Source organism: Pseudomonas helleri, assembly GCF_045830615.1.
In the GTDB taxonomy this organism is placed as follows: domain Bacteria; phylum Pseudomonadota; class Gammaproteobacteria; order Pseudomonadales; family Pseudomonadaceae; genus Aquipseudomonas; species Aquipseudomonas helleri.
The window spans coordinates 1,641,575-1,662,266 of record NZ_CP174501.1 but is presented as its reverse complement, the minus strand read 5'-3'; the positions used below and the strand labels follow the sequence as shown (position 1 = coordinate 1,662,266).

Genomic DNA, 20,692 nt, shown 5'->3' with positions numbered 1-20,692 from the left:
AGGGTGATCGCCTAGTGTTTCTTCGTCTCTTTGCCCGGCCCTATTGGCTACTGATTTGTCTGCTGACCTTGCTGCCGCTCGCTTCGGCCCAAGCTGTGGGCATAACCAGCCTGCTTCCCAGTTCGGATAAAACCCAAACGCAACCCACCGAGCCTTTGGGCCAGTCGCTGGACGAGGTGATCAAAAACCTTGAGAACGACCAGCAACGCAGCAAGTTGCTGGCGGACCTTAAAAAGCTTCGCGATGCCACCAAAAAAGCCCAGCCCGAAGCTGAAATCGGCGTGTTGGGTTTGATCGGCAGCACCCTCGCCGACCTCGAAAAACAGTTCTCGGGTAACGACAGCCCCACCTCGCGCTGGAGCGAAGAAATCGGCCAGGCCAAAGATGAACTGGTGGCCTTGATGCTGCCCGCCAAGGAATGGGTGCCCATCATCTTTGCCTTTGCGCTGATCATCATGATCTGGAGCCTGCTGGCTTCACTGCTGATTTGGGTTAGCCATCGCGTGCGCTTGCGCTTTGGCCTGAGCGAGGAACTGCCGCAGCACCCTAAAGCCGTCGACATGCTGCGCTTTGCCTTGCGCAAGCTCGGCCCCTGGCTGGTGGCGCTGGTGATCACGGTGTACATGAGTTACGCCTTGCCATCGTCACTGGGCAAAGACCTGGCCATGGCGCTGGCTTACGCCTTGGTGATCGGCACTTGCTTCTCAGCCACCTGCGTGATTTTGTTTTCATTGCTCGATGGCCCGCACCGTCATCGCGCCCTGCATATTCTGCGGCATCAGGCCTTCCGCCCGTTGTGGTGGATCGGCAGCTTTGCCGCCTTTGGTGAAGCACTCAGCGACCCGCGCATGGTCGCCTCACTGGGCGTGCACCTGGCACATACCGTGGCCACGTTTGCCAACGTGATGGCGGCGCTGTCGACCGGGCTGTTTATCATCCGCTTCCGCCGCCCCATCGCTCACCTTATCCGTAACCAGCCGCTGTCACGCCGCCTCACCCGCCGCGCCTTGAGCGACAGCATCGAGACCCTCGGCACTTACTGGTACATCGCCGCGCTGATTCTGGTGGGCATCTCACTGTTCGCCACCTTCTTGTCGGCGGGCGATACCAGCACCGCGCTGCGCCAGTCGCTGATCTGCGCCGTGCTGGTGGTGCTGTGCATGGTGATCAACGGGCTGGTGCGCCGCCATGCGCAAAAGCCACAACGCGGGCCCAAGCGCCACGCGCTGTATTCGGAACGGCTCAAGAGCTTTGTCTACACCCTGGCGCACTTGATTGTGTGGCTGGTGTTCATCGAGCTGGGGTTGCGCGTGTGGGGCCTCTCTCTGATCGGTTTCACCGAGGGTGAAGGCCATGAAATCAGCGTCAAGCTGTTCGGCCTGGCGGGGACGTTACTGTTTGCCTGGCTGATCTGGATTCTCGCCGATACCGCCATCCACCACGCCCTGACCCGTTCGCGCAAAGGCCTGGCCAATGCCCGCGCGCAAACCATGATGCCGCTGATTCGCAACGTGCTGTTTGCAGCCATTTTCATCATTGCGCTGATCGTCGCACTGGCGAACATGGGCATGAACGTCACGCCACTGCTGGCCGGTGCCGGCGTGATCGGTCTGGCCATTGGTTTTGGTGCACAGTCGCTGGTTGCCGATCTGATTACCGGCTTGTTCATCATCATTGAAGACTCGCTGGCCATCGACGATTACGTGGATGTCGGCGGCCACTTGGGCACGGTCGAAGGCCTGACGATTCGTACCGTGCGCCTGCGCGACATTGACGGCATCGTGCACACCATTCCGTTCAGTGAAATCAAAAGCATCAAAAACTATTCCCGCGAGTTCGGTTACGCGATCTTCCGCGTGGCGATCCCGTACAACATGGAAATCGACGACGCCATCAAGCTGATGCGCGAGGTGGGACAAAAGATGCGCACCGACCCGCTGCAGCGCCGCAACATCTGGTCGCCGCTGGAGATTCAAGGGGTCGAAAGTTTCGAGTCGGGCAGCGCAATTTTGCGCGCACGCTTCAAAACCGCGCCGATCAAGCAATGGGAAGTGTCACGGGCGTTCAACCTGTCGCTCAAGCGCCATCTGGATGAAGCCGGCCTTGACCTCGCGACACCACGCCTGAGCGTGCAGGTAGTGACCGCCAGCAGCGGGAACTTACAAAAGGAATAACCCCCCCTGTAGGAGCGAGCTCGCCTCGCGATCTTTTGACCTTTAAAAGCTCGCAAGGCAAGCCGCAGGCCTAACGCTCCAGCACATCCACACCAACGTGGATCGCGTCATGTCGCCAATACTCAATGTCACAGTCGATCAGCCGCTGGTGCTGGTCATAGTTGATGCGCTCGATCCTCAACCCCGGGCTGCCCGTCGACACTTTAAGCGTTGCCGCCGCCTCGGCGGGCAAGGCGGTCGGCACGATCTCAAAACGCACCCGCCCGTAATGCAAATCGTAGTGCCGCGCATACAACTCGGTGATCGACTGCGTGAGGTCAAAATCCAGAATCTGCGGGAAGTATTGCGGGTTCAGGTAATGCTCGACATACAGCACCAAACGCCCATCAATGCGCCGCGCCCGGCAGATCTGGATAACGCTGGAAAACGCCGGTAACTGCAAACGTGCGCACACGGCGGCCGAGGCCGGCTGCAAGCGCGCCGAAATCACCTCGGTGGTCGGCACTCGTCCCTGGGCGCTGACCATCGCGTGAAAGTGGCTGCGCTGCATCAGGTTGTAGGCCAGGCGCGGCGGCGAAATAAACCAGCCGCGCCGCTCCTCGCGATACACCACGCCTTGCGCTTCCAGTTGCAACAACGCTTCACGCACCGTGATGCGGGTGGTCGCGAACAGTTCGCTGAGTTTTCTTTCAGCCGGCAATTGGCTGCCGCAGGTCAGCAAGCCATGTTCGATTTGCTCTTGCAGGGCCAAACCAATGGCTGTCACCGCTTTGGGTGCACCTTCACGCATCAACGTTACCTATCTGGACTAGTCCAGCACCAAATGTGGGCAGGCTCGGCCTGCAAAACACTTAACTCTTGAGGATGCCAGCCTAGGCAGTGCAGATGACTGTTCGATGACACTGACACCTCTTTTAACCCTCAAGTCCACACCCGCCGGGGCCTTGACCATGGTCTACGCTTAGCTCACGGCGCGTGGCGGGCCTGTAAAAGTGCTTGCACAACCAATGCCGACATTAAAGTGTCATGCAGCCCCCTTAAATTGGCTCAGGTATTGCTGACCTAGACCAATCCACTGCAAAACTCTAAAAAAACCAGCGTGAACACCCCCCACAGGAGCTTCAGATGAAACAGTTTTTTCTGGCATCACTGTTAGGCACCAGCATCGCCCTTTGCACCTCGGCCATGGCCGCCGATGTCGATTTAAAAGCACTTGAAACTGCCGCCAAGGCAGAGGGCGCCGTGAACAGTGTCGGCATGCCCGATGACTGGGCCAACTGGAAAGGCACGTGGGAAGACCTGAACAAGCTGTATGGCCTCAAGCATGTCGACACCGACATGAGTTCGGCTCAGGAAGTGGCCAAGTTTGCCGCCGAAAAAGACAACGCCAGTGCTGATATCGGTGACGTCGGTGCCGCCTTCGGCCCTATCGCGGTGGCCAAAGGCGTGACCCAGCCCTACAAACCCACCACCTGGGAACAGATCCCGGCCTGGGCCAAGGACAAAGACGGTAACTGGGCATTGGCCTACACCGGCACCATCGCGTTTATCGTCAATAAAAAGCTGCTGCACGGCTCTGAAGTGCCTACCAAATGGTCTGACCTCAAATCCGGTAAATACAAGGTCTCGATCGGTGACGTGAGCACCGCCGCGCAAGCCTCCAACGGTGTTCTGGCTGCGGCCTTTGCCAACCACGGTGATGAAAAGAACATTCAGCCAGCCTTGTTGATGTTTGCTGATATCGCCAAGCAAGGCCGCCTGTCACTGGCCAACCCGACCATCGCCACCATGGAAAAAGGTGAAGTTGAAGTGGGCGTGGTCTGGGACTTCAACGGCCTGAGCTACAAAGCCAAAATGGCCAACCCGGATGACTACGTGGTACTGATCCCGTCGGACGGCTCTGTGATTTCGGGTTACACCACCATCATCAACAAATACGCCAAACACCCGAACGCCGCCAAACTGACCCGCGAATACATCTTCAGCGATGCCGGCCAAACCAATCTGGCGCGTGGCAACGCCCGCCCGATCCGCGCCGAACACCTGACCCTGCCAGACGACGTGAAGGCCAAGCTGCTGCCTAACGAGCAGTACAAGAACGTGACGCCGATCAAAGACGCCGACGCATGGGAAAAAACCGCGAAGGCCCTGCCTCAGAAATGGCAGGAAGAAGTCATCATCAACATGCAGTAAAGAGCTGTACCTCCCCTGTAGGAGCGAGCTCGTCTCGCGATCTTTTGAGCGTTTAAAAGATCGCGAGGCAAGCTCGCTCCTACACATTCTGTGCTTTACCCGCGGAGTCGCAGTACATGAAACACAAGGTCATTTTGGTGGTACTCGACGGACTCAATCATGACGTTGCCCGCCATGCCATGGGGCATTTGCAGGCGTATGTCAGCGCAGGACGCGCCACGCTGTACAAGCTCACCTGTGAATTGCCAGCGCTGTCGCGCCCTCTTTACGAGTGCATCCTCACGGGTGTGCCGCCGATTGAAAGCGGCATTGTGCACAACAATGTCTCGCGCCTGTCTCACCAGCGCAGCGTGTTCCATTACGCCCGCGAGGCAGGTTTGAGCACCGCCGCCGCGGCTTACCACTGGGTCAGCGAACTGTATAACCGCTCGCCTTTTATCGCGGCCCGTGACCGCCACACTGAAGACAGCGACCTGCCCATCCAGCACGGGCATTTTTACTGGAACGATCACTACCCCGATTCCCATTTGTTTGCCGATGCCGAAAGCCTGCGCCTGCGCCATGCGCCGGACTTTTTGCTGGTGCACCCGATGAACATCGACGATGCCGGCCACAAGCACGGCCTCGACAGCTCGCAGTACCGCAACAGCGCACGGTCTGCCGACATTGTGCTGGCCGATTACCTGCAAGGCTGGCTGGACGCGGGCTACCAGGTGCTGGTGACCGCCGATCACGGCATGAACAACGACCGCTCGCACAATGGCCTGTTACCCGAAGAGCGTGAAGTGCCGCTGTTTGTACTTGGCGACGCCTTTAGCCTGGACCCGCAGGCCACCCCCAAACAAACCGAACTGTGCGGCACGATTTGCCAATTGCTGGGCGTCGCCCATGACAAACCGCTGTGCCAGACCTTATTGAGACCCGCGCCATGACCCGTGGTAAATGGCTGGCATTGTTGTGCCTCGCGCCCTTTGCAATTGTCTTTATCGTGTTCCAGATTGCCCCGCTGGTGTGGGTGCTGGTACACAGTCTGCAATCAGAAGACACCGGCTGGGGCCTGGATAACTTCAGCAAGATCTTCGCCTCGAAGTTCTATTTGCAGGCCATCCAGCACAGCCTGGAGATCAGTTTCTGGTCCAGCCTGTTCGGCATCGTGATTGCCGTACTCGGCAGCTACTCGCTGCACAAAGTCGACTCAAAGCTGCGCAACTTCGTTAACGCCTTCGCCAACATGACCAGCAACTTCTCCGGGGTGCCGCTGGCCTTTGCCTTCATCATCCTGCTGGGGTTTAACGGCAGTATCACGATCATGCTGAAACAGGCGGGGATCATCGAGGACTTCAACCTCTACTCCAAAACCGGCCTGATTATTCTGTATACCTACTTCCAGATCCCGCTAGGTGTTCTGCTGCTGTACCCGGCCTTTGATGCCCTGCGTGAAGACTGGCGCGAGTCAGCGTCATTGCTGGGGGCCAACAGCTGGCAGTTCTGGCGTTTTATTGGCTTGCCGGTCCTCACACCGGCACTGCTGGGCACCTTTGTGATCCTGCTGGCCAACGCCTTGGGCGCCTACGCCACGGTGTATGCGCTGACCACCGGCAACTTCAACGTATTGCCTATCCGCATTGCCGCGATGGTCTCGGGTGACATCAGCCTGGACCCGAACATGGCCAGTGCGCTGGCGGTGATTCTGGTTGGGTTGATGACCCTGGTGACGCTGGTGCATCAGTGGCTGTTAAAGAGGAGCTACCATGTCGCGCGCTGAAACCGGAACCGCCAGCGTTTATCACCGCACGGTGGTTTACCTGCTGTTTATTATTTTGCTGTTGCCGCTGCTGGGCACATTTGTGTACTCGATCGCCAGCAGTTGGTCCGCCACCGTGTTGCCCAGCGGCTTTACCTTCAAGTGGTACCTGCAACTGTGGAGCGACCCGCGCTTTTTGACCGCATTCGGCCATTCCCTGTTGATCTGCTTCGGGTCTTTGCTGCTATCGGTGGTGTTGATTCTGCCGCTGCTGTTTGTGGTGCATTACCACTTCCCCAAGCTCGACGCGCTGATGAACATCCTCATTTTGCTGCCGTTTGCGGTGCCGCCGGTGGTGTCGTCGGTTGGTCTGCTGCAACTCTACGGCTCGGGGCCGATGGCCATGGTCGGTACGCCGTGGATCCTGATCGGCTGCTACTTCACCGTGGCCCTGCCTTTTATGTACCGGGCCATCACCAACAACCTGCAAGCCATCAACCTGCACGACCTGATGGACGCCGCTCAACTGCTCGGCGCCAGCACCTGGCAGGCGGCGTTTCTGGTGGTGTTGCCGAACTTGCGCAAAGGCTTGCTGGTGGCGTTGCTGCTGTCGTTTTCGTTCCTGTTTGGCGAGTTTGTGTTTGCCAACATCTTGGTCGGCACCCGCTACGAAACTTTGCAGGTGTTCCTTAATAACATGCGTAACAGCAGCGGCCATTTCACCAGTGCGCTGGTGATCTCGTACTTCCTATTTGTACTGGTGCTGACTTGGGTTGCCACCTTCCTGAACAAGGACAAAAGCCAATGAGTTTTGTCAGCGTCGAACACCTGCAAAAAACCTACTCCGGCACGCCGGTCTTCAGCGACATCAATTTCACCATCAGCAAGGGCGAGTTCGTCACCCTGCTCGGCCCGTCGGGCTGCGGCAAGTCAACGCTGCTGCGCTGCATCGCCGGGCTGACGCCGGTGGATGACGGCAAGATCCTACTCGATGGCCAGGACATCGTGCCGCTCAATCCGCAAAAACGCGGGATTGGCATGGTGTTCCAGAGCTACGCGCTGTTCCCCAACATGACCGTTGAGCAAAACGTTGCGTTTGGCCTGCGCATGCAAAAAGTCAACGCCAATGACAGCCAAAAACGCGTGACTGAGGTGCTGCAACTGGTCGAGCTCAATGACTTTGCCAAGCGCTACCCGCATCAACTCTCGGGCGGCCAATGCCAGCGTGTGGCGCTGGCCCGGTCACTGGTGACGCGCCCGCGCCTGTTGCTGCTGGACGAACCGTTGTCAGCACTGGACGCCCGTATCCGCAAGCATTTGCGCGAGCAGATCCGGCAGATCCAGCGCGAACTGGGGCTGACCACTATTTTCGTCACCCACGATCAGGAAGAAGCGCTGACCATGAGTGATCGTATATTCCTGATGAACCAGGGCCGGATCGTCCAGAGCGGCAATGCCGAAAGCCTCTATGTCGCGCCGGTGGACGTGTTTGCCGCGAGTTTTATTGGCAACTACAACTTGCTGGACGCCGACACCGCCAGCCGTTTGTTGCAGCGCCCGGTCACCAGCCGCATCGCCATACGCCCGGAAACCCTGGGCTTGAGCTTGCACGGCGAGGCCGACACACTCATCCGCAACCACAGCCTGCTGGGCAACGTGATCCGCTATAGGGTCGAAGTCCGTGGCGTGGAGTTGATCGTGGATGTGCTCAACCGTTCTGCGGCCGACCTGTACGCGGATGGTCAGCGCGTGGCGTTGACCATCGATTCCAGCGCCTTATGTGAGGTAGCCTGATGCTTTTGAGCACCATGAAAAGGGAGTTGCACTGATGGCCCTGGCAATTTTTGACCTGGATGAAACGTTGATTCATGGCGACTGCGCCACCTTGTGGAGCGAGCAAATGGGCCGCCTGGGGTGGGTCGATCCGGAGGAGTTTTTAAAGCGCAATAACGAACTGATGCACGCCTACAGCCAAGGCGAATTGAAGATGGAAGACTACATGGCCTTCAGCCTGGAGCCCTTGATCGGGCGTACCCCTGAAGAAGTCGAGCATTTGGTCGGCCCATGGGTTGAAGACTTTATCGAACCGATCATTTTCAGTGACGCGACCAAAACCGTGGCCGCTCACCGCAAGGCCGGGGATCGCATTTTGATTATTTCGGCATCGGGCGTGCATTTGGTCAAACCGATTGCCGAGCGTTTGGGCATTGATGAAGTGCTGGGTATTGAACTGGAAGTCGCACACGGCATGTACACCGGCAACACCGTGGGCACCCTGACCTACCGTGAAGGCAAGATCACGCGCCTGCTGGAATGGCTGGACGAGCAAGAAGAAAACCTTGAGGGCGCGAGTTTTTATTCCGACTCACGCAACGACTTGCCGTTGCTGCTCAAAGTGGATCACCCGCATGTGGTCAACCCGGACCCGGTATTGCTTGAGCACGCAGAGAAGGCAGGCTGGCCGATTCATCACTGGAAGTAAAATGGAAAAATCGTAGGAGCGAGCTTGTCTCGCGATCTTTTGATCTTTTTTAAAAGATCGCGAGGCAAGCTCGCTCCTACAGATTTGTGTATGACTTAAACCAGTTCCGCGTCGATCACCAGCACCAGCTTGCCCGACACCTGATTGCTGGCCAATTCGGCAAACGCCGCCTGAGCCTCTTTAATCGGGAAGGTTTTGGCCAACTGCGGGCTCAAGCGGCCTTCGGCAAACAACGGCCATACTTGCTGATTGAGATCACTCAGCAAATCCGCCTTGAACTGGTCACCTCGGCTGCGCAATGTCGAACCCAGCAACTGGATGCGCTTGCCCAGCACCAAGGCCAGGTCCAGCTCGGCCTTGCGTCCACCCATCAAGCCAATCAACACCCAACGCCCGTCCAGTGCCAGCAACTTGAGGTTGGACTCGACATAGTTGGCGCCCACCGGGTCGAGTACCACGTCAAACGGCCCCAGCGCCTTGAGGCTGCCCAGCCCTTCGGTGCGCACTGCGCCGCCCTGGGCACCCAGGGCCTCGCAATAGGCCAGACGCTCGGCCGAACCGACCGTCACCCAGCACGGGCTGCCAAAGGCTTTGCACAGCTGAATAGCGGCTGAACCAACTCCACTTGCTCCGGCATGCAGCAACACTTTTTCGCCCGGCTTCAGGGCCGCCAATTGGAACAGATTAAGCCAGGCGGTGCTGTACACCTCGGGCAGGGCAGCCGCCTCAATCAGCGACAACCCTTCGGGCACCGGCAAGGCATGGCGCGCATCAACCACGACCTCTTGCGCCATGCCGCCGCCCGCCAACAGCGCACACACGCGGTCTCCGACTTGCCAGGAAGACCCCGGCCCGACTTCACTGACCACACCCGAGCACTCCAGCCCCAGCATCTGGCTGGCGCCAGGCGGTGGCGGATACAACCCCTGGCTTTGCAAAAGATCGGCGCGATTAAGGCCCGCTGCCGCCACACGAATTCGAATTTGTCCTACATCACAACGTGGGCTTGGTTCTTCAACCCACTTCACTTGTCCCTCAACGCCTTGCAATGCTTTCACAGTGCCTCCATAGTGAGTCTGGACTGAGCCCGGTGCTGCTGCATCGGGCTTCTTGCATTATGCGGCCGGTTCTTAGGGAACCGGCGACTTCAAAGACGGCCTAATATGCGTTATCAATTGCCCCCGCGTCGACTCAGCATGAAGCATTTATTCCCTAGCACCGCTCTCGCACTCTTCATTGGCTTAGGCGTTTTGCCGTTTTCGGCCACTACGTTCGCCGCTAACAGTTGGGATAACCTTCAGCCCGATCGTGATGAGGTAATTGCCAGTCTTAACGTTGTTGAGCTGCTCAAACGCCATCATTACAGCAAGCCGCCACTGGATGACGCACGTTCCGCGATCATCTATGACAGCTACCTGAAGCTGCTCGATCCTTCGCGCAGTTACTTTCTGGCCAGTGATATCGCCGAATTCGACAAATGGAAATTCCAGTTTGACGACTTCCTCAAGAGCGGCGATCTCAATCCCGGCTTCACCATCTACAAGCGCTACCTGGATCGCGTCAAGTCGCGTCTGGACTTCGCCCTTGGCGAACTGAACAAAGGCGTGGACTCGTTCGACTTCAACACCAAAGAGACCCTGCAGATCGACCGCAAGGACGCTCCGTGGCTCAAGACTGAAGCCGAACTCAATGATCTGTGGCGCAAACGTCTCAAGGACGAAGTCCTGCGCCTGAAAATCGCTGGCAAAGAGCCGTCGAAAATTCAGGAACTGCTGACCAAGCGCTACAAGAACCAGTTGAGTCGTCTTGATCAGACCCGCAGCGAAGACATCTTCCAGGCGTACATCAACACCTTCGCCATGTCTTACGACCCGCACACCAATTATCTGTCGCCAGATAACGCGGAAAACTTCGACATCAACATGAGCCTGTCGCTGGAAGGCATCGGCGCCGTGTTGCAGAGCGATAACGACCAGGTGAAGATCGTGCGCCTGGTGCCGGCGGGCCCCGCCGACAAGACCAAGCAAGTCGCTCCGGCTGACAAGATCATCGGCGTTGCCCAGGGCGACAAAGAGATGGTCGACGTGATCGGCTGGCGCCTGGACGAAGTGGTCAAGTTGATTCGCGGCCCTAAAGGCTCTGTGGTGCGCCTGGAAGTGATTCCGGCGAGCAATGCGCCTAACGATCAGACCAGCAAGATTGTCTCCATCACCCGTGAAGCGGTGAAGCTTGAAGAGCAGGCGGCGAAAAAGTCGATCCTCAACCTCAAGCAGGATGGCAAAGATTATAAACTGGGCGTGATCGAAATCCCGGCGTTCTACCTGGACTTCAAGGCCTACCGTGCCGGTGACCCAAACTACAAGAGCACGACCCGCGACGTTAAAAAACTGCTGACCGAGTTGCAGAATGAAAAAGTCGATGGCGTGATTATCGACCTGCGCAACAACGGTGGCGGTTCGTTGCAGGAAGCGACCGAGCTGACCAGCCTGTTTATCGACAAAGGCCCGACGGTTCTGGTGCGTAACGCTGACGGTAAAGTCGACGTGCTTGAAGACGAAAACCCGGGAGCGTTCTACAAAGGCCCGATGGCGTTGCTGGTAAACCGCTTGTCGGCATCGGCGTCGGAGATTTTTGCCGGGGCCATGCAGGATTACCACCGCGCGCTGATTATCGGTGGCCAAACGTTCGGCAAGGGCACGGTGCAAACCATTCAGCCGCTGAACCACGGCGAACTGAAACTGACACTGGCCAAGTTCTACCGGGTTTCCGGGCAGAGCACCCAGCATCAGGGCGTACTGCCCGACGTTGCCTTCCCGTCGATTATCGACACCAAGGAAATCGGTGAAAGTGCACTGCCCGAGGCCATGCCGTGGGACACTATCCGCCCTGCGATCAAGCCTGCGGCTGACCCGTTCAAGCCGTTCATTGCGCAACTGAAAGCGGATCACGATGCGCGTGTGGCTAAAGATGCCGAGTTCATCTTTATCCGCGACAAGCTGGCCCTGGCCGACAAGCTGATGGCCGAGAAAACCGTGAGCCTGAACGAGGCCGACCGTCGCGCACAACACGCCGATATCGATGCCCAGCAGTTGGTGATGGAAAACGCCCGCCGCAAGGCCAAAGGCGAAGCACCGCTCAAGGAAATGAAGAAAGAAGACGAAGACGCCTTGCCGGTGGAGCCTGAAAAGACCAAGCCAGAAGACGACGCTTACCTGAGTGAAACCGGGCGCGTCCTGCTGGACTACCTCAAGCTCAACCCACAGGCAGCGAAGAAGTAACTTTCACGTGTCTCGCGATCTTTTGAACGTTTAAAAGATCGCGAGGCAAGCTCGCTCCTACGGGGTTTTGGTGTAAAAAGGGCGGGCCGCATCATGCGGCCCGCCCTTTTTTATTTACGCTTCTTCGTGTTCGTAACTGTGTTCAAACACCCGAACCACTTCCGAGGCGTGCCAGGAGGCGGCCGCGACGCCATCCGGCGGCCCGGCAAAACGCCCAAGGCGCCCCACGCATTCAAAAAAACCGGTGCGGGGCAGACGGCTCGCCCCTTGGCTGATCACCAGCGAACTGCGTAGCGGCTGTTCAGCCTTCACGTCCATTGCCGCCAGATGCTCCAGCGCGGAGGTGAGGGTCAACATGGCCGGGCTGGGCAACTGCAAACGCTCCAGCAATGCCCGGTATGTCACTAAATGGCGCTGTCGACGCGCCTGATCAAGCTCAGCCAGTAACCCATCCCAGTGTTGACGACTGATGCGCACGTTCATGAGGCTTCCCTCCAGCCCGCAACGCCCAGCTCCCAGGCCAGGCTGCGGCGAATGGCAAGATCCGGCAGACGTTCACCGGTTTCGATCATTCCCAGGTACGACGGGCTAATGCCTACCGTGCGTGCCAGCACCTCCAGGGCCAAACCCTTGCCCTCGCGCAGACCACGCAGTTGATCGAGCCCTGGCAGCGCCTGTACAGGCTCAGGCGGCTGTCGTTCAGTATCAGGGATGAGTGTTGTCGCTACCGGAGCGTCGATACCCGCGGCCTTGAGTAGCGCCAGGTAGCTCTGCCACGAAAGAACCGCATATTCGGGTTCTCCATTGCGCTTGATGATTTGAAGATCCATTGCTAACCCCGTCAGATTTTTAGACAGATCAAGTCGGAATTTTCCTTAGAAGCTTAATCCTAACAGCCGCTGAGGTCTCTGGGGTTTTTGATCTTCTTGCTCGTGTTCACCTTCGTCGCAGGAATAAGCCCGATAAACGCGAAATGTTATCCACACAAATTGTGGATAACCTTGTGAACAGAGCAGATTTTTCGCTCTGAAAGCCACGTTCTATAAGGGCTGCGCTTAGATCGGGCATTTTTTACACACATAAAAAAACCCATAAATTCATTGACTTGATGGTCAGCAACTACTAGCCACCAGAACAGATGCGACAAATAACCGCTGGTCGGGGGGATAAACAGACGGGCCAGGCCCAGATACAACAACGCCCCGTCAGGACGGGGCGTTGTGTGAAAACAGAGGCTGCTTACTTGGCAGCATCGGCCTCTGGTTTTGCAGGGTCTTTAATGCCCAGCAGTTCCAGGTCGAATACCAGCACCGAGTTGGCCGGGATCGCCGGGCTTGGGCTTTGTGCGCCGTAAGCCAGTTCGCTAGGGATGTACAGCTTGTACTTCTCACCGACGTGCATCAGTTGCAGGCCTTCAACCCAACCCGGGATCACGCCGCTGACTGGCAGGTCAATCGGGCTACCGCGCTCGATCGAGCTGTCGAAAACCTTGCCGTCAATCAGCTTGCCTTCGTAGTGAACGGTCACGACGTCAGTTGGCTTTGGCTGTGGGCCATCGGCCTTTTTGATGACTTCGTACTGCAGGCCAGAAGCAGTGGTGACAACACCCGCTTTCTTGCCGTTTTCTTCGAGGAATTTTTTACCGGCGGCAGAGGCTTCGTCGCTCATCTTGGCCAGACGCTCTTCAGCGCGTTTTTGCAGGGCGGCGAACGCTTCGATCAGTTCGTCATCCTTAAGCTTTTGCTCTTTTTTGCCGACGGCATCTTCGATGCCCAAGGCTACGGCTTTGGAATCCAGATCATCCATGCCTTCTTGAGCCAGGCTTTTACCCATGTTCAGGCCAATGCCATAAGAGGCTTTTTGTGCCGGGGTTTTCAGCTCTACGCTGGTCTGCGAGTCGCAACCCGCCAGTACCAGGCTTACCAGAGCCACAGCTGCCGCCAACCGATGCTGTTTCATGCTATTTCCTTGTTCATGCGCCAAATGGGCAATCGAATAAAGCCGCGAGCTTATCAGGCGGCCGCAACCAATGGCTACCGGCATGAGAGAGGCAAATCGCGGATAAGTTCATGTCTAAATCACAATTCATAATTACCGCAACTTTTGCTAACACTTCAAGCATGCTGTCAAACCTGTCCCTCCCCTCCCCGATCAAACCGATAGCCACTTGATGCTAGCCGCTCGCTCAGGCATAAGACTGAAAAAATTCCTACAAGGAGCGTTATTTTGCGATTGTTTTACCGTGTGCTGTCAGGGCTTGGCGTGGCCTTGGTGTTAGGGCTGTGTGTGGTTGTCTACTTCATCGCCAACCCAAAACTGCCTGCTTACACCGCGCCGCAGCACGTGCACTACCAGGACCAATGGAGCGAGGCGGATCGGCAACTTTATTACTACACGCCCCAGGGCACCCAAGTGAAAGGCCTGCATTACGACTGGTTCAGTGCCCTTGAGCTGCCCTTCTCGACGCAACGCTTCGCTGCGCCTGAGTATTTGGCGCGGTTTGGCTTTTTGATCGACCCGCAGCAGCAAGCCAGCGCCGCCAATCCGGCCAACTTGCCCGTCGGCTTCACCCGCCATCAGAACCCCGGCAGCCCCGTTGAGTATCTGGACATCACCTGCGCGGCCTGCCACACCGGCGAGCTGCGTTACAAAGGCCAGGCCCTGCGCATTGACGGTGGCCCGGCGCAACATGTGCTGCCTTCCAGCGTACCGACCCTGCGCGGCGGCAGCTTTGGCCAGGCGCTGGTCGCAAGCCTGGCAGCCACGTATTACAACCCCTGGAAATTTGAGCGCTTTGCCCGCACGGTTCTGGGCGACAACTATGAAGCCGGGCAAAAGCAACTGCGCAAGGACTTCAAGGCCTCGCTGGACACCTTTCTGGCCGTGGCCTGGAACGACACCCATCGCGGCCTTTACCCGACGCTCGAAGGCCCGGGGCGCACCGATGCCTTTGGCCGGATTGCCAATGCCAGCTTCGGCGACGCGATCTCGCCCGACAACTATCGAGTGGCCAATGCACCGGTAGACTACCCGCACCTGTGGGACATGTGGACGTTCGACTGGGTGCAATGGAATGGCTCGGCCCAACAGCCCATGGCACGCAATATTGGTGAAGCCTTGGGCGTCGGCGCAACCCTGAACTTCTTCGACAGCCACGGTCAGCCGCTGCAAGGCGACCAGCGCTACCCGTCCAGCGTGCGGGTCAACGACTTGCACCTGATTGAAGAAACCCTACAACGACTCAAACCTCCCGTTTGGCCCGAAGACCTGTTCGGCAAGATCGACCGCCCGCTGGCCGCCAAAGGCCGCCGTCTTTTTACCGAGAACTGCGCAGGTTGCCACGTGCCGCCCGTGGTTGAAGACAACGGCCGTCTGGTCAAGCAACTTAAAATGCTGCCGGTCGAAGTGATCGGTACCGACCCCAATACCGCCACTAACATCGCAGACAATCGCTACGACCTCAGCGCTCTGCAGTGGGACCCGGCCGAGCTGGCCAGCATGAACGTCAACCTCCTCCCCAAGAGCGAGCAGCCGCTGGACATGCATCAGTTGTCCGTCGCCAAGGGCCTGGCCTATGTCACCGCCTTTGTTGAAAAGCGCGCCTACCAGGACGCTGCCGTCAGCCCTGAAGAGCAAGCACGCCTCAACGGCTTTGGCCTGCCGATTGGCGTACTCGAGTTGCGCGCCTACAAGGCACGCCCGCTGGATGGCATCTGGGCCACCGCGCCCTACCTGCACAACGGTTCTGTACCGACGGTGTATCAATTGCTGTCGCCGCAGTCAGAACGTGCACAAACCTTCTACCGCGGCAATTTTGAGTACGACCCGCGCCACTTGGGCTACCGCACAGACGCTTTTGACGGCGGCTTCGTGCTGGACACCCGCATCAGTGGCAACCACAACAGCGGCCACGAGTTCCGGGCCGGACCACAGGGCAACGGCGTGATTGGTCGCCTGCTGCAACCTGAAGAGCGCTGGGCCTTGATCGAGTACCTGAAAGTGCTCGGCGGCCCGCTCGAACACCAGTTGCCCAACGAATAACGATTAAAAGGATGTTTGCATGCTGACCACTTTATGGCTTCGACTCGGCACTTGGCTGGGCAAGCTGTTGCTCGCCCTCATCGTGCTGGGGCTGCTGGGCTGGGCGCTGACAACAGGCTGGTATGCCTGGAAGTACCGCGGCCCGGTCTCGGCCCAGGAGCAAATCCCGGCTGGTGAAGCCGCGATGACGCAAGACACGATCCAGACGGCGATTAAAATCGTCGACCAGTACCGCGAGAACACGCGCTACCTGCGCGATGCACACGCCAAGGCGCATGGCTGCGTCAAAGCTGAGGTCAAGGTGCTCGATGACCTGGCCCCGGCCTTGCGCCAAGGCGTATTTGCGGCGCCGGGCAAAACCTGGCAAGCCGTGATGCGCCTGTCCAACGGTAATGCTTACCCGCAATTTGACAGCATCCGCGACGCCCGCGGCATGGCGATCAAGTTGCAGGACGTGCCGGGCACGCAGCTGTTGCCCAGCCAGCAAGGGCGCGGCGAACAGGATTTTGTGATGTTCAACCACCCCAACTTCTTTGTCAGCGATGTGGCGGAATATCGTCAAAACATCGCGGCCCAGGCCGACGGCAAAAAAGTGCTGGCGTTTTTCCCGTCCTGGGATCCGCGCAGTTGGCAAGTGCAGCACTTGTTTATTGCCTTGGCCACTCTGGCACCCGCACCCGCCAGCCCGACACAAACCACCTACTACTCGGTGTCGCCTTACAAGTTCGGGACGGCCAATGCCAAATTCAGAGTGGCACCGGACGCAGACAGCTGCCCGGCCTACAGCCTGCCCAAACAAAACCAGGACCTGCCGAACTTCTTGCGCAGTGCGTTGACTCAGCAGCTCAGCACAGACCGCACGCCTGCCTGTTTTGTGTTGCAGGTTCAGCGTCAGGATGCCAACCGCTACATGCCGATTGAAGACACCAGTGTTGAATGGAAGGCGTCTGATGCGCCATTCGAAACCGTGGCGCGCATCACCGTAGCGCCGCAAGACTTCGACACCCCGAGCCAGAATCTGGCGTGTGACAACCTGTCGTTCAGCCCATGGCACGGCATTGAAGAACACCGACCGATTGGCGGTATCAACCGCCTGCGCAAAGCCGTGTATGACTCGGTCAGCGAGTACCGCCACAGCCGTAACGCCGAGCAATAACGCGTCCCGCCACACACTGTAGGAGCGAGCTCGTCTCGCGATCTTTTGACCGTTAAAAGATCGCGAGGCAAGCTCGCTCCTACAGCGTTGGCGACACGGCAAACGGCGCCCAGTCAGGGCCAATCCTTCCCTCTTGCGTCCATACTTCGTCAGTTGTAATGACTTCCAGCTTGCCCGCTTCGGCCACACGGTGGACGTAGCTCTGTGCATTACGGTCGTAAGGGAAAAGTCTCGCTTCAATATCTGACACGGTCGTGTGAGTGCGGTTTATCAGGGTGACCAACTCTGCTTCTGACTCTGTCGCGTCGCTCTGATAGCGCAGCAGGCCGCCCTCCCGCGCGCAAAAGAAGACGTCGCAGTCCGGTGTTGCGCGCGCCAGCAGCAAACTGGTCAGCAGCGCGCTGGGGGAAAAGAAATCACCAAACAATTCATTGGTGGTGTCATGCAACAGCGCATCCGGTTCTTCACCTGACAAGTAGACCCCGACGATGCGGTAACCCTCGGGCACAACCGGCACTCCGCTGGGATCCTTGGGGAACACCACATCCCAGTCAAATTCAAAAAAAGGCGTTTCTAATGCATGGGTATAAACGTACACGTCAGCGTCCAGCTGCTTGAGCACAAACCCGGCAAATTGCGTGTGTTTGCGCAAGAGCATGGCCTGATGAACAGCCTTCACCGCGTCTACTACATCGCTGTACACACTGGAACACAGTGCGGGCTTGTCGACCGAGGTCCGCCCCTTCTGCTGATCGGTCTTCCAGTTCGCACCCAGCCGGGTGCGTCGATCCCAGTGAGCCCCCGCCAGCACAATGCTGAGTTCCCCCGCCAGGCAGATCAAACCAATCAAGTCAGAGGGCATCAACGACCCCAAGTCATAGGCTCTTTCAAACGTCCCGGGGTATTGCGCGCGTTTACGCGAGAGCAAAGGCAACAAGGCTTTCTCAAGGTTCGAGCCACTGGCGATGTAGCTCAACACGCACTTGTCCGGGCAGGACAAATAGAAGCGCGGGTAGTTGTGTTTGTAGCGAATCGCTTGATTGAGGTCGTGAATCGAAAAGAAGTTGTCTTGCAACTCGCTTTCCTCGTGCATCTGCCAAGGCATCCGCTGAATGGAGGTATTGGAGTGGTACATCCCTTCAATGGTGTAGCCCTGGATCGGCAGGAATAATCCCTCATCAGACAATGACAGCACGTCGGCAGGGTCAAAGGACGTGCTGGAACCCGCATGTGGCAGGGTGGCGTAATAGCGGTTCTGCCTGGCGAGTATAAAGCCGCCATAAACAACGCCATTCTTGATGGCCGCAATGAGCTCGTGGGCGTACACCGCCGCATCATCGGCACTGATGAAGGCGGGGCTTAACGACGGGATTAATACAGAAGCAGTTTGCGCGCTGGTACTCATGGAAAAGTCCTTGTCTTGGCGTGAGCCGGGCGCTGTTCGCCCAGCGTGAAATCACGCGTCAAGTTTCAAGGTATTCATGGCAGCACGTGCGTTACTGGGGTAGTGACGGTCATGGCTCGCACGCCACCACCGTCACGGGTTCAACTGGCCCATCCGTGGGCCCGTCAGCCCACTCAATGAACCGGCAGTTCAACCCCTTCAAACAGGTCTTCGAGTTCCTGCTTGTTATGGCAGGCAATGGCCTTGGCCATCACTTCGCGGGTCAGGTGCGGCGCGAATTTCTCAATGAAATCGCACATGAAACCGCGCAGGAAGGTACCGCGACGGAAACCAATCTTGGTGATGCTCGACTCGAACAATTCGCTGGCATCCAGAACTACAAGGTCTTTGTCCAGATTGGTGTCTACCGCCATCTTGGCCACAATACCGACGCCCAGGCCCAGGCGTACGTAAGTCTTGATCACGTCAGCGTCAGCTGCGGTGAACACCACTTTGGGCGTCAGGCCGCGATGGCTGAAGGCTTCGTCCAGCTTGGAGCGGCCGGTAAAACCAAAGACGTAAGTCACAATCGGGTATTCAGCCAAGGCCTCAAGGGTCAGCTTCGGCAGTTTGGTCAGCGGGTGGCCTTGAGGCACGACCACGCAACGGTTCCAGCGGTAGCACGGCATCATTACCAGGTCGCCGAACAGCTCCAGCGCTTCAGTGGCAATCGCAAAATCGACGGTGCCGTCAGCGGCCATTTCAGCAATTTGCATCGGCGAGCCCTGATGCATATGCAGAGCTACATCCGGGTATTGCTTGATGAAGTTGCTGATAACAGGCGGCAAGGCATAGCGCGCCTGAGTGTGCGTGGTGGCAATCGACAACGTGCCTTTTTTCTCGTTGGAAAACTCTTGGGCGATCTGCTTGATGCTCTCGACCTTGCGCAAGATTTCACCGGCGGTGGTGATGATGCGCTCGCCCGCCGGTGTGACACGGGTCAGGTGTTTGCCACTGCGCGCAAATACTTCAACGCCCAACTCGTCTTCCAGCAAACGGATCTGTTTGCTGATCCCCGGCTGTGAGGTGTAGAGACTCTGAGCGGTAGCTGAAACGTTGAGGTCGTGGTGCGCCACTTCCCAGATGTAGCGCAGTTGTTGAAGCTTCATATGCATCCCTCAGAGCAAATAGGCGCCATGACTATCGGCGGCGATATATAACTATATGGAAGGTCAGAAGAATAAATCTAGAACTTTTTTATCGTTTTTAGCAGTTCGTCGCCTTCACCCGTCGGTGCGCCGCCGACGTTGCACCAACGGCACCAGGTACACCGGCACCTGCGCCTGCTCTACGACGCGGCTTGCGTTGTGCCCCAAGTGGCTGTTTGCGCCAGTAGACTGGCCGTGACTGCCGAGGATCACCAGGTCAACCCCAAGCTTTCGCGACTCCTCCAGAATAACGTGGGCGGGCTCGCCCTGAACCACCTTGACCGAGCGGATCAAGGCAAGCTCCTGCGCCCCTTCGCCCAGTTCATCTTGAAGACTCTCGAACACACGCTGCTCAATATTGGACAGCATGGCGGTCATGCCCTGCTGCTGCAGTTCATGCAGCGCCTGCTCATCCAGATAACTTTGCAATACCGATTCGGCGAACAGCCCCATAGGCTCCACAACGTGAAGTACATACAAATCCGCCTTGAAACTGCGGGCCAGCCCCAAAGCGTGCTGCATCACAACCGGAGCATAAATACCGAGGTCTGTGGCGAACAGTATCGAGCGAATCATGCGACCTCCTCGACAGGCGTTATGGCCGAGATGAATTCAGCTTAGCAGCGCCCGGACAAGTTCGATGACCCGCGCGATGACTTACACGCGCAGTTGGGGTAGCACAAGGTTCAAGGCAGTTCGTCGGGCTCAAGCAGCAAGGCCAGTTTAAGGTGGTGGGCCAACTCCCCCTCACTCAAGCGCGACTTCAATTCACCGTAAAAAGCACCGTCACGCACGACAAACAACGCAGGAAGGTGGAATATCTCGTAACGCTCGACCAGGCCACCGTTGTCACCGGCGTCTATCCAGCACAGCTGATCAATGGGCAACTGCATTTCGGGCAGCATTTTGCGCGCCGTGCGGCAGCTCGAACACCCGGTGCTGGTGAACACCAGCAAGGTCGTGCCCGGCAGTGTCAGCAGGCGCTGGTCCGCATCAAAGTCTGTCAGTTCCATTTCAGTCACTATACTCAGC

Annotated in this window: 19 protein-coding genes; 10 read left to right on the top strand and 9 right to left on the bottom strand. The window is 57.8% G+C overall.

Going from position 1 to position 20,692, the window contains the following annotated elements:
* Nucleotides 1-14 precede the first annotated feature (14 nt).
* The gene (locus ACJJU9_RS07720) at nt 15-2,174 is read left to right on the top strand and encodes a mechanosensitive ion channel family protein (RefSeq protein WP_407730380.1); all 2,160 of its coding nucleotides are present in this window, start codon (nt 15-17) and stop codon (nt 2,172-2,174) included.
* Nucleotides 2,175-2,244: 70 nt separating this feature from the next.
* Here the strand turns inward: ACJJU9_RS07720 and phnR are convergent, their stop codons facing one another.
* Nucleotides 2,245-2,964 carry a phosphonate utilization transcriptional regulator PhnR gene (gene phnR / locus ACJJU9_RS07715; protein ID WP_407730379.1) on the bottom strand — a complete coding sequence of 240 codons (720 nt, stop codon included), beginning with the start codon at nt 2,962-2,964 and terminating at the stop codon, nt 2,245-2,247.
* 335 nt (nt 2,965-3,299) lie between these two features.
* Between phnR and ACJJU9_RS07710 the strand changes: the two genes are divergently transcribed.
* From ACJJU9_RS07710 to ACJJU9_RS07685, 6 genes are all read left to right on the top strand, one after another.
* On the top strand, nt 3,300-4,367 hold the full coding sequence (locus ACJJU9_RS07710) for an ABC transporter substrate-binding protein (RefSeq protein ID WP_048368607.1): 1,068 nt from the start codon (nt 3,300-3,302) through the stop codon (nt 4,365-4,367).
* Nucleotides 4,368-4,483: 116 nt separating this feature from the next.
* On the top strand, nt 4,484-5,299 hold the full coding sequence (locus ACJJU9_RS07705) for an alkaline phosphatase family protein (protein WP_153334573.1): 816 nt from the start codon (nt 4,484-4,486) through the stop codon (nt 5,297-5,299).
* Complete coding sequence (locus ACJJU9_RS07700; RefSeq protein ID WP_048391213.1) at nt 5,296-6,132, top strand: ABC transporter permease subunit; 837 nt, start codon at nt 5,296-5,298, stop codon at nt 6,130-6,132. Before ACJJU9_RS07705 ends, ACJJU9_RS07700 begins: the two co-directional genes overlap by 4 nt.
* Nucleotides 6,119-6,919 carry an ABC transporter permease gene (locus ACJJU9_RS07695; RefSeq protein WP_123750370.1) on the top strand — a complete coding sequence of 267 codons (801 nt, stop codon included), beginning with the start codon at nt 6,119-6,121 and terminating at the stop codon, nt 6,917-6,919. Before ACJJU9_RS07700 ends, ACJJU9_RS07695 begins: the two co-directional genes overlap by 14 nt.
* Nucleotides 6,916-7,905: an ABC transporter ATP-binding protein gene (locus ACJJU9_RS07690; protein WP_407730378.1), complete on the top strand. Its 990-nt coding sequence runs from the start codon at nt 6,916-6,918 to the stop codon at nt 7,903-7,905. Before ACJJU9_RS07695 ends, ACJJU9_RS07690 begins: the two co-directional genes overlap by 4 nt.
* 34 nt (nt 7,906-7,939) lie before the next feature.
* On the top strand, nt 7,940-8,593 hold the full coding sequence (locus ACJJU9_RS07685) for an HAD family hydrolase (protein WP_407730377.1): 654 nt from the start codon (nt 7,940-7,942) through the stop codon (nt 8,591-8,593).
* A 95-nt stretch (nt 8,594-8,688) separates the two neighbouring features.
* Here ACJJU9_RS07685 and ACJJU9_RS07680 read toward each other — a convergent pair whose 3' ends face one another.
* On the bottom strand, nt 8,689-9,651 hold the full coding sequence (locus tag ACJJU9_RS07680) for a zinc-binding dehydrogenase (RefSeq protein WP_407730376.1): 963 nt from the start codon (nt 9,649-9,651) through the stop codon (nt 8,689-8,691).
* A gap of 138 nt (nt 9,652-9,789) precedes the next feature.
* Here ACJJU9_RS07680 and ACJJU9_RS07675 point away from each other — a divergent pair, with 138 nt between their 5' ends.
* Entirely contained in the window at nt 9,790-11,871 is a 2,082-nt protein-coding gene (locus ACJJU9_RS07675; RefSeq protein ID WP_173430632.1) for a carboxy terminal-processing peptidase, read from the top strand.
* 114 nt (nt 11,872-11,985) lie between these two features.
* Here the strand turns inward: ACJJU9_RS07675 and ACJJU9_RS07670 are convergent, their stop codons facing one another.
* The 3 genes from ACJJU9_RS07670 to ACJJU9_RS07660 all read right to left on the bottom strand — a co-directional run bounded on the left by ACJJU9_RS07670 (nt 11,986) and on the right by ACJJU9_RS07660 (nt 13,830).
* Nucleotides 11,986-12,354, bottom strand: coding sequence for a hypothetical protein (locus tag ACJJU9_RS07670; RefSeq protein ID WP_048368615.1), 369 nt, complete (start codon nt 12,352-12,354; stop codon nt 11,986-11,988).
* A complete protein-coding gene (locus ACJJU9_RS07665; protein ID WP_048368616.1) occupies nt 12,351-12,701 on the bottom strand; it encodes a helix-turn-helix transcriptional regulator in 351 nt (116 codons plus the stop codon). Before ACJJU9_RS07665 ends, ACJJU9_RS07670 begins: the two co-directional genes overlap by 4 nt.
* Before the next feature lie 409 nt (nt 12,702-13,110).
* On the bottom strand, nt 13,111-13,830 hold the full coding sequence (locus tag ACJJU9_RS07660; RefSeq protein ID WP_048368617.1) for an FKBP-type peptidyl-prolyl cis-trans isomerase: 720 nt from the start codon (nt 13,828-13,830) through the stop codon (nt 13,111-13,113).
* Between the two features lie 267 nt (nt 13,831-14,097).
* Between ACJJU9_RS07660 and ACJJU9_RS07655 the strand changes: the two genes are divergently transcribed.
* Nucleotides 14,098-15,912, top strand: coding sequence for a di-heme-cytochrome C peroxidase (locus ACJJU9_RS07655; protein WP_407730375.1), 1,815 nt, complete (start codon nt 14,098-14,100; stop codon nt 15,910-15,912).
* 19 nt (nt 15,913-15,931) lie between these two features.
* Nucleotides 15,932-17,068, top strand: a complete 1,137-nt coding sequence (locus ACJJU9_RS07650) for a catalase family protein (RefSeq protein ID WP_407730374.1) — start codon at nt 15,932-15,934, stop codon at nt 17,066-17,068.
* Nucleotides 17,069-17,147: 79 nt separating this feature from the next.
* Here ACJJU9_RS07650 and ACJJU9_RS07645 read toward each other — a convergent pair whose 3' ends face one another.
* The 4 genes from ACJJU9_RS07645 to ACJJU9_RS07630 all read right to left on the bottom strand — a co-directional run bounded on the left by ACJJU9_RS07645 (nt 17,148) and on the right by ACJJU9_RS07630 (nt 20,673).
* Complete coding sequence (locus tag ACJJU9_RS07645; protein ID WP_407730373.1) at nt 17,148-18,473, bottom strand: hypothetical protein; 1,326 nt, start codon at nt 18,471-18,473, stop codon at nt 17,148-17,150.
* A gap of 173 nt (nt 18,474-18,646) precedes the next feature.
* Nucleotides 18,647-19,621: an HTH-type transcriptional regulator CysB gene (gene cysB, locus ACJJU9_RS07640; RefSeq protein WP_048368621.1), complete on the bottom strand. Its 975-nt coding sequence runs from the start codon at nt 19,619-19,621 to the stop codon at nt 18,647-18,649.
* A gap of 114 nt (nt 19,622-19,735) precedes the next feature.
* A complete protein-coding gene (locus ACJJU9_RS07635; protein ID WP_048368622.1) occupies nt 19,736-20,236 on the bottom strand; it encodes a universal stress protein in 501 nt (166 codons plus the stop codon).
* Nucleotides 20,237-20,346: 110 nt separating this feature from the next.
* A complete protein-coding gene (locus tag ACJJU9_RS07630; protein WP_048391481.1) occupies nt 20,347-20,673 on the bottom strand; it encodes a thioredoxin in 327 nt (108 codons plus the stop codon).
* Nucleotides 20,674-20,692 lie beyond the last annotated feature (19 nt).

Bases quoted from the DNA above. Each gene is read 5' to 3' on its own strand.
- ACJJU9_RS07635 (WP_048368622.1), bottom strand. From the start codon at position 20,236: ATGATTCGCTCGATACTGTTCGCCACAGACCTCGGTATTTATGCTCCG.
- cysB (WP_048368621.1), bottom strand. From the start codon at position 19,621: ATGAAGCTTCAACAACTGCGCTACATCTGGGAAGTGGCGCACCACGAC.
- ACJJU9_RS07695 (WP_123750370.1), top strand. From the start codon at position 6,119: ATGTCGCGCGCTGAAACCGGAACCGCCAGCGTTTATCACCGCACGGTG.
- ACJJU9_RS07660 (WP_048368617.1), bottom strand. From the start codon at position 13,830: ATGAAACAGCATCGGTTGGCGGCAGCTGTGGCTCTGGTAAGCCTGGTA.
- ACJJU9_RS07645 (WP_407730373.1), bottom strand. From the start codon at position 18,473: ATGAGTACCAGCGCGCAAACTGCTTCTGTATTAATCCCGTCGTTAAGC.
- ACJJU9_RS07700 (WP_048391213.1), top strand. From the start codon at position 5,296: ATGACCCGTGGTAAATGGCTGGCATTGTTGTGCCTCGCGCCCTTTGCA.
- ACJJU9_RS07665 (WP_048368616.1), bottom strand. From the start codon at position 12,701: ATGGATCTTCAAATCATCAAGCGCAATGGAGAACCCGAATATGCGGTT.
- ACJJU9_RS07710 (WP_048368607.1), top strand. From the start codon at position 3,300: ATGAAACAGTTTTTTCTGGCATCACTGTTAGGCACCAGCATCGCCCTT.
- ACJJU9_RS07705 (WP_153334573.1), top strand. From the start codon at position 4,484: ATGAAACACAAGGTCATTTTGGTGGTACTCGACGGACTCAATCATGAC.
- ACJJU9_RS07630 (WP_048391481.1), bottom strand. From the start codon at position 20,673: ATGGAACTGACAGACTTTGATGCGGACCAGCGCCTGCTGACACTGCCG.
- ACJJU9_RS07670 (WP_048368615.1), bottom strand. From the start codon at position 12,354: ATGAACGTGCGCATCAGTCGTCAACACTGGGATGGGTTACTGGCTGAG.
- ACJJU9_RS07650 (WP_407730374.1), top strand. From the start codon at position 15,932: ATGCTGACCACTTTATGGCTTCGACTCGGCACTTGGCTGGGCAAGCTG.
- ACJJU9_RS07685 (WP_407730377.1), top strand. From the start codon at position 7,940: ATGGCCCTGGCAATTTTTGACCTGGATGAAACGTTGATTCATGGCGAC.
- ACJJU9_RS07690 (WP_407730378.1), top strand. From the start codon at position 6,916: ATGAGTTTTGTCAGCGTCGAACACCTGCAAAAAACCTACTCCGGCACG.
- ACJJU9_RS07675 (WP_173430632.1), top strand. From the start codon at position 9,790: ATGAAGCATTTATTCCCTAGCACCGCTCTCGCACTCTTCATTGGCTTA.
- phnR (WP_407730379.1), bottom strand. From the start codon at position 2,964: ATGCGTGAAGGTGCACCCAAAGCGGTGACAGCCATTGGTTTGGCCCTG.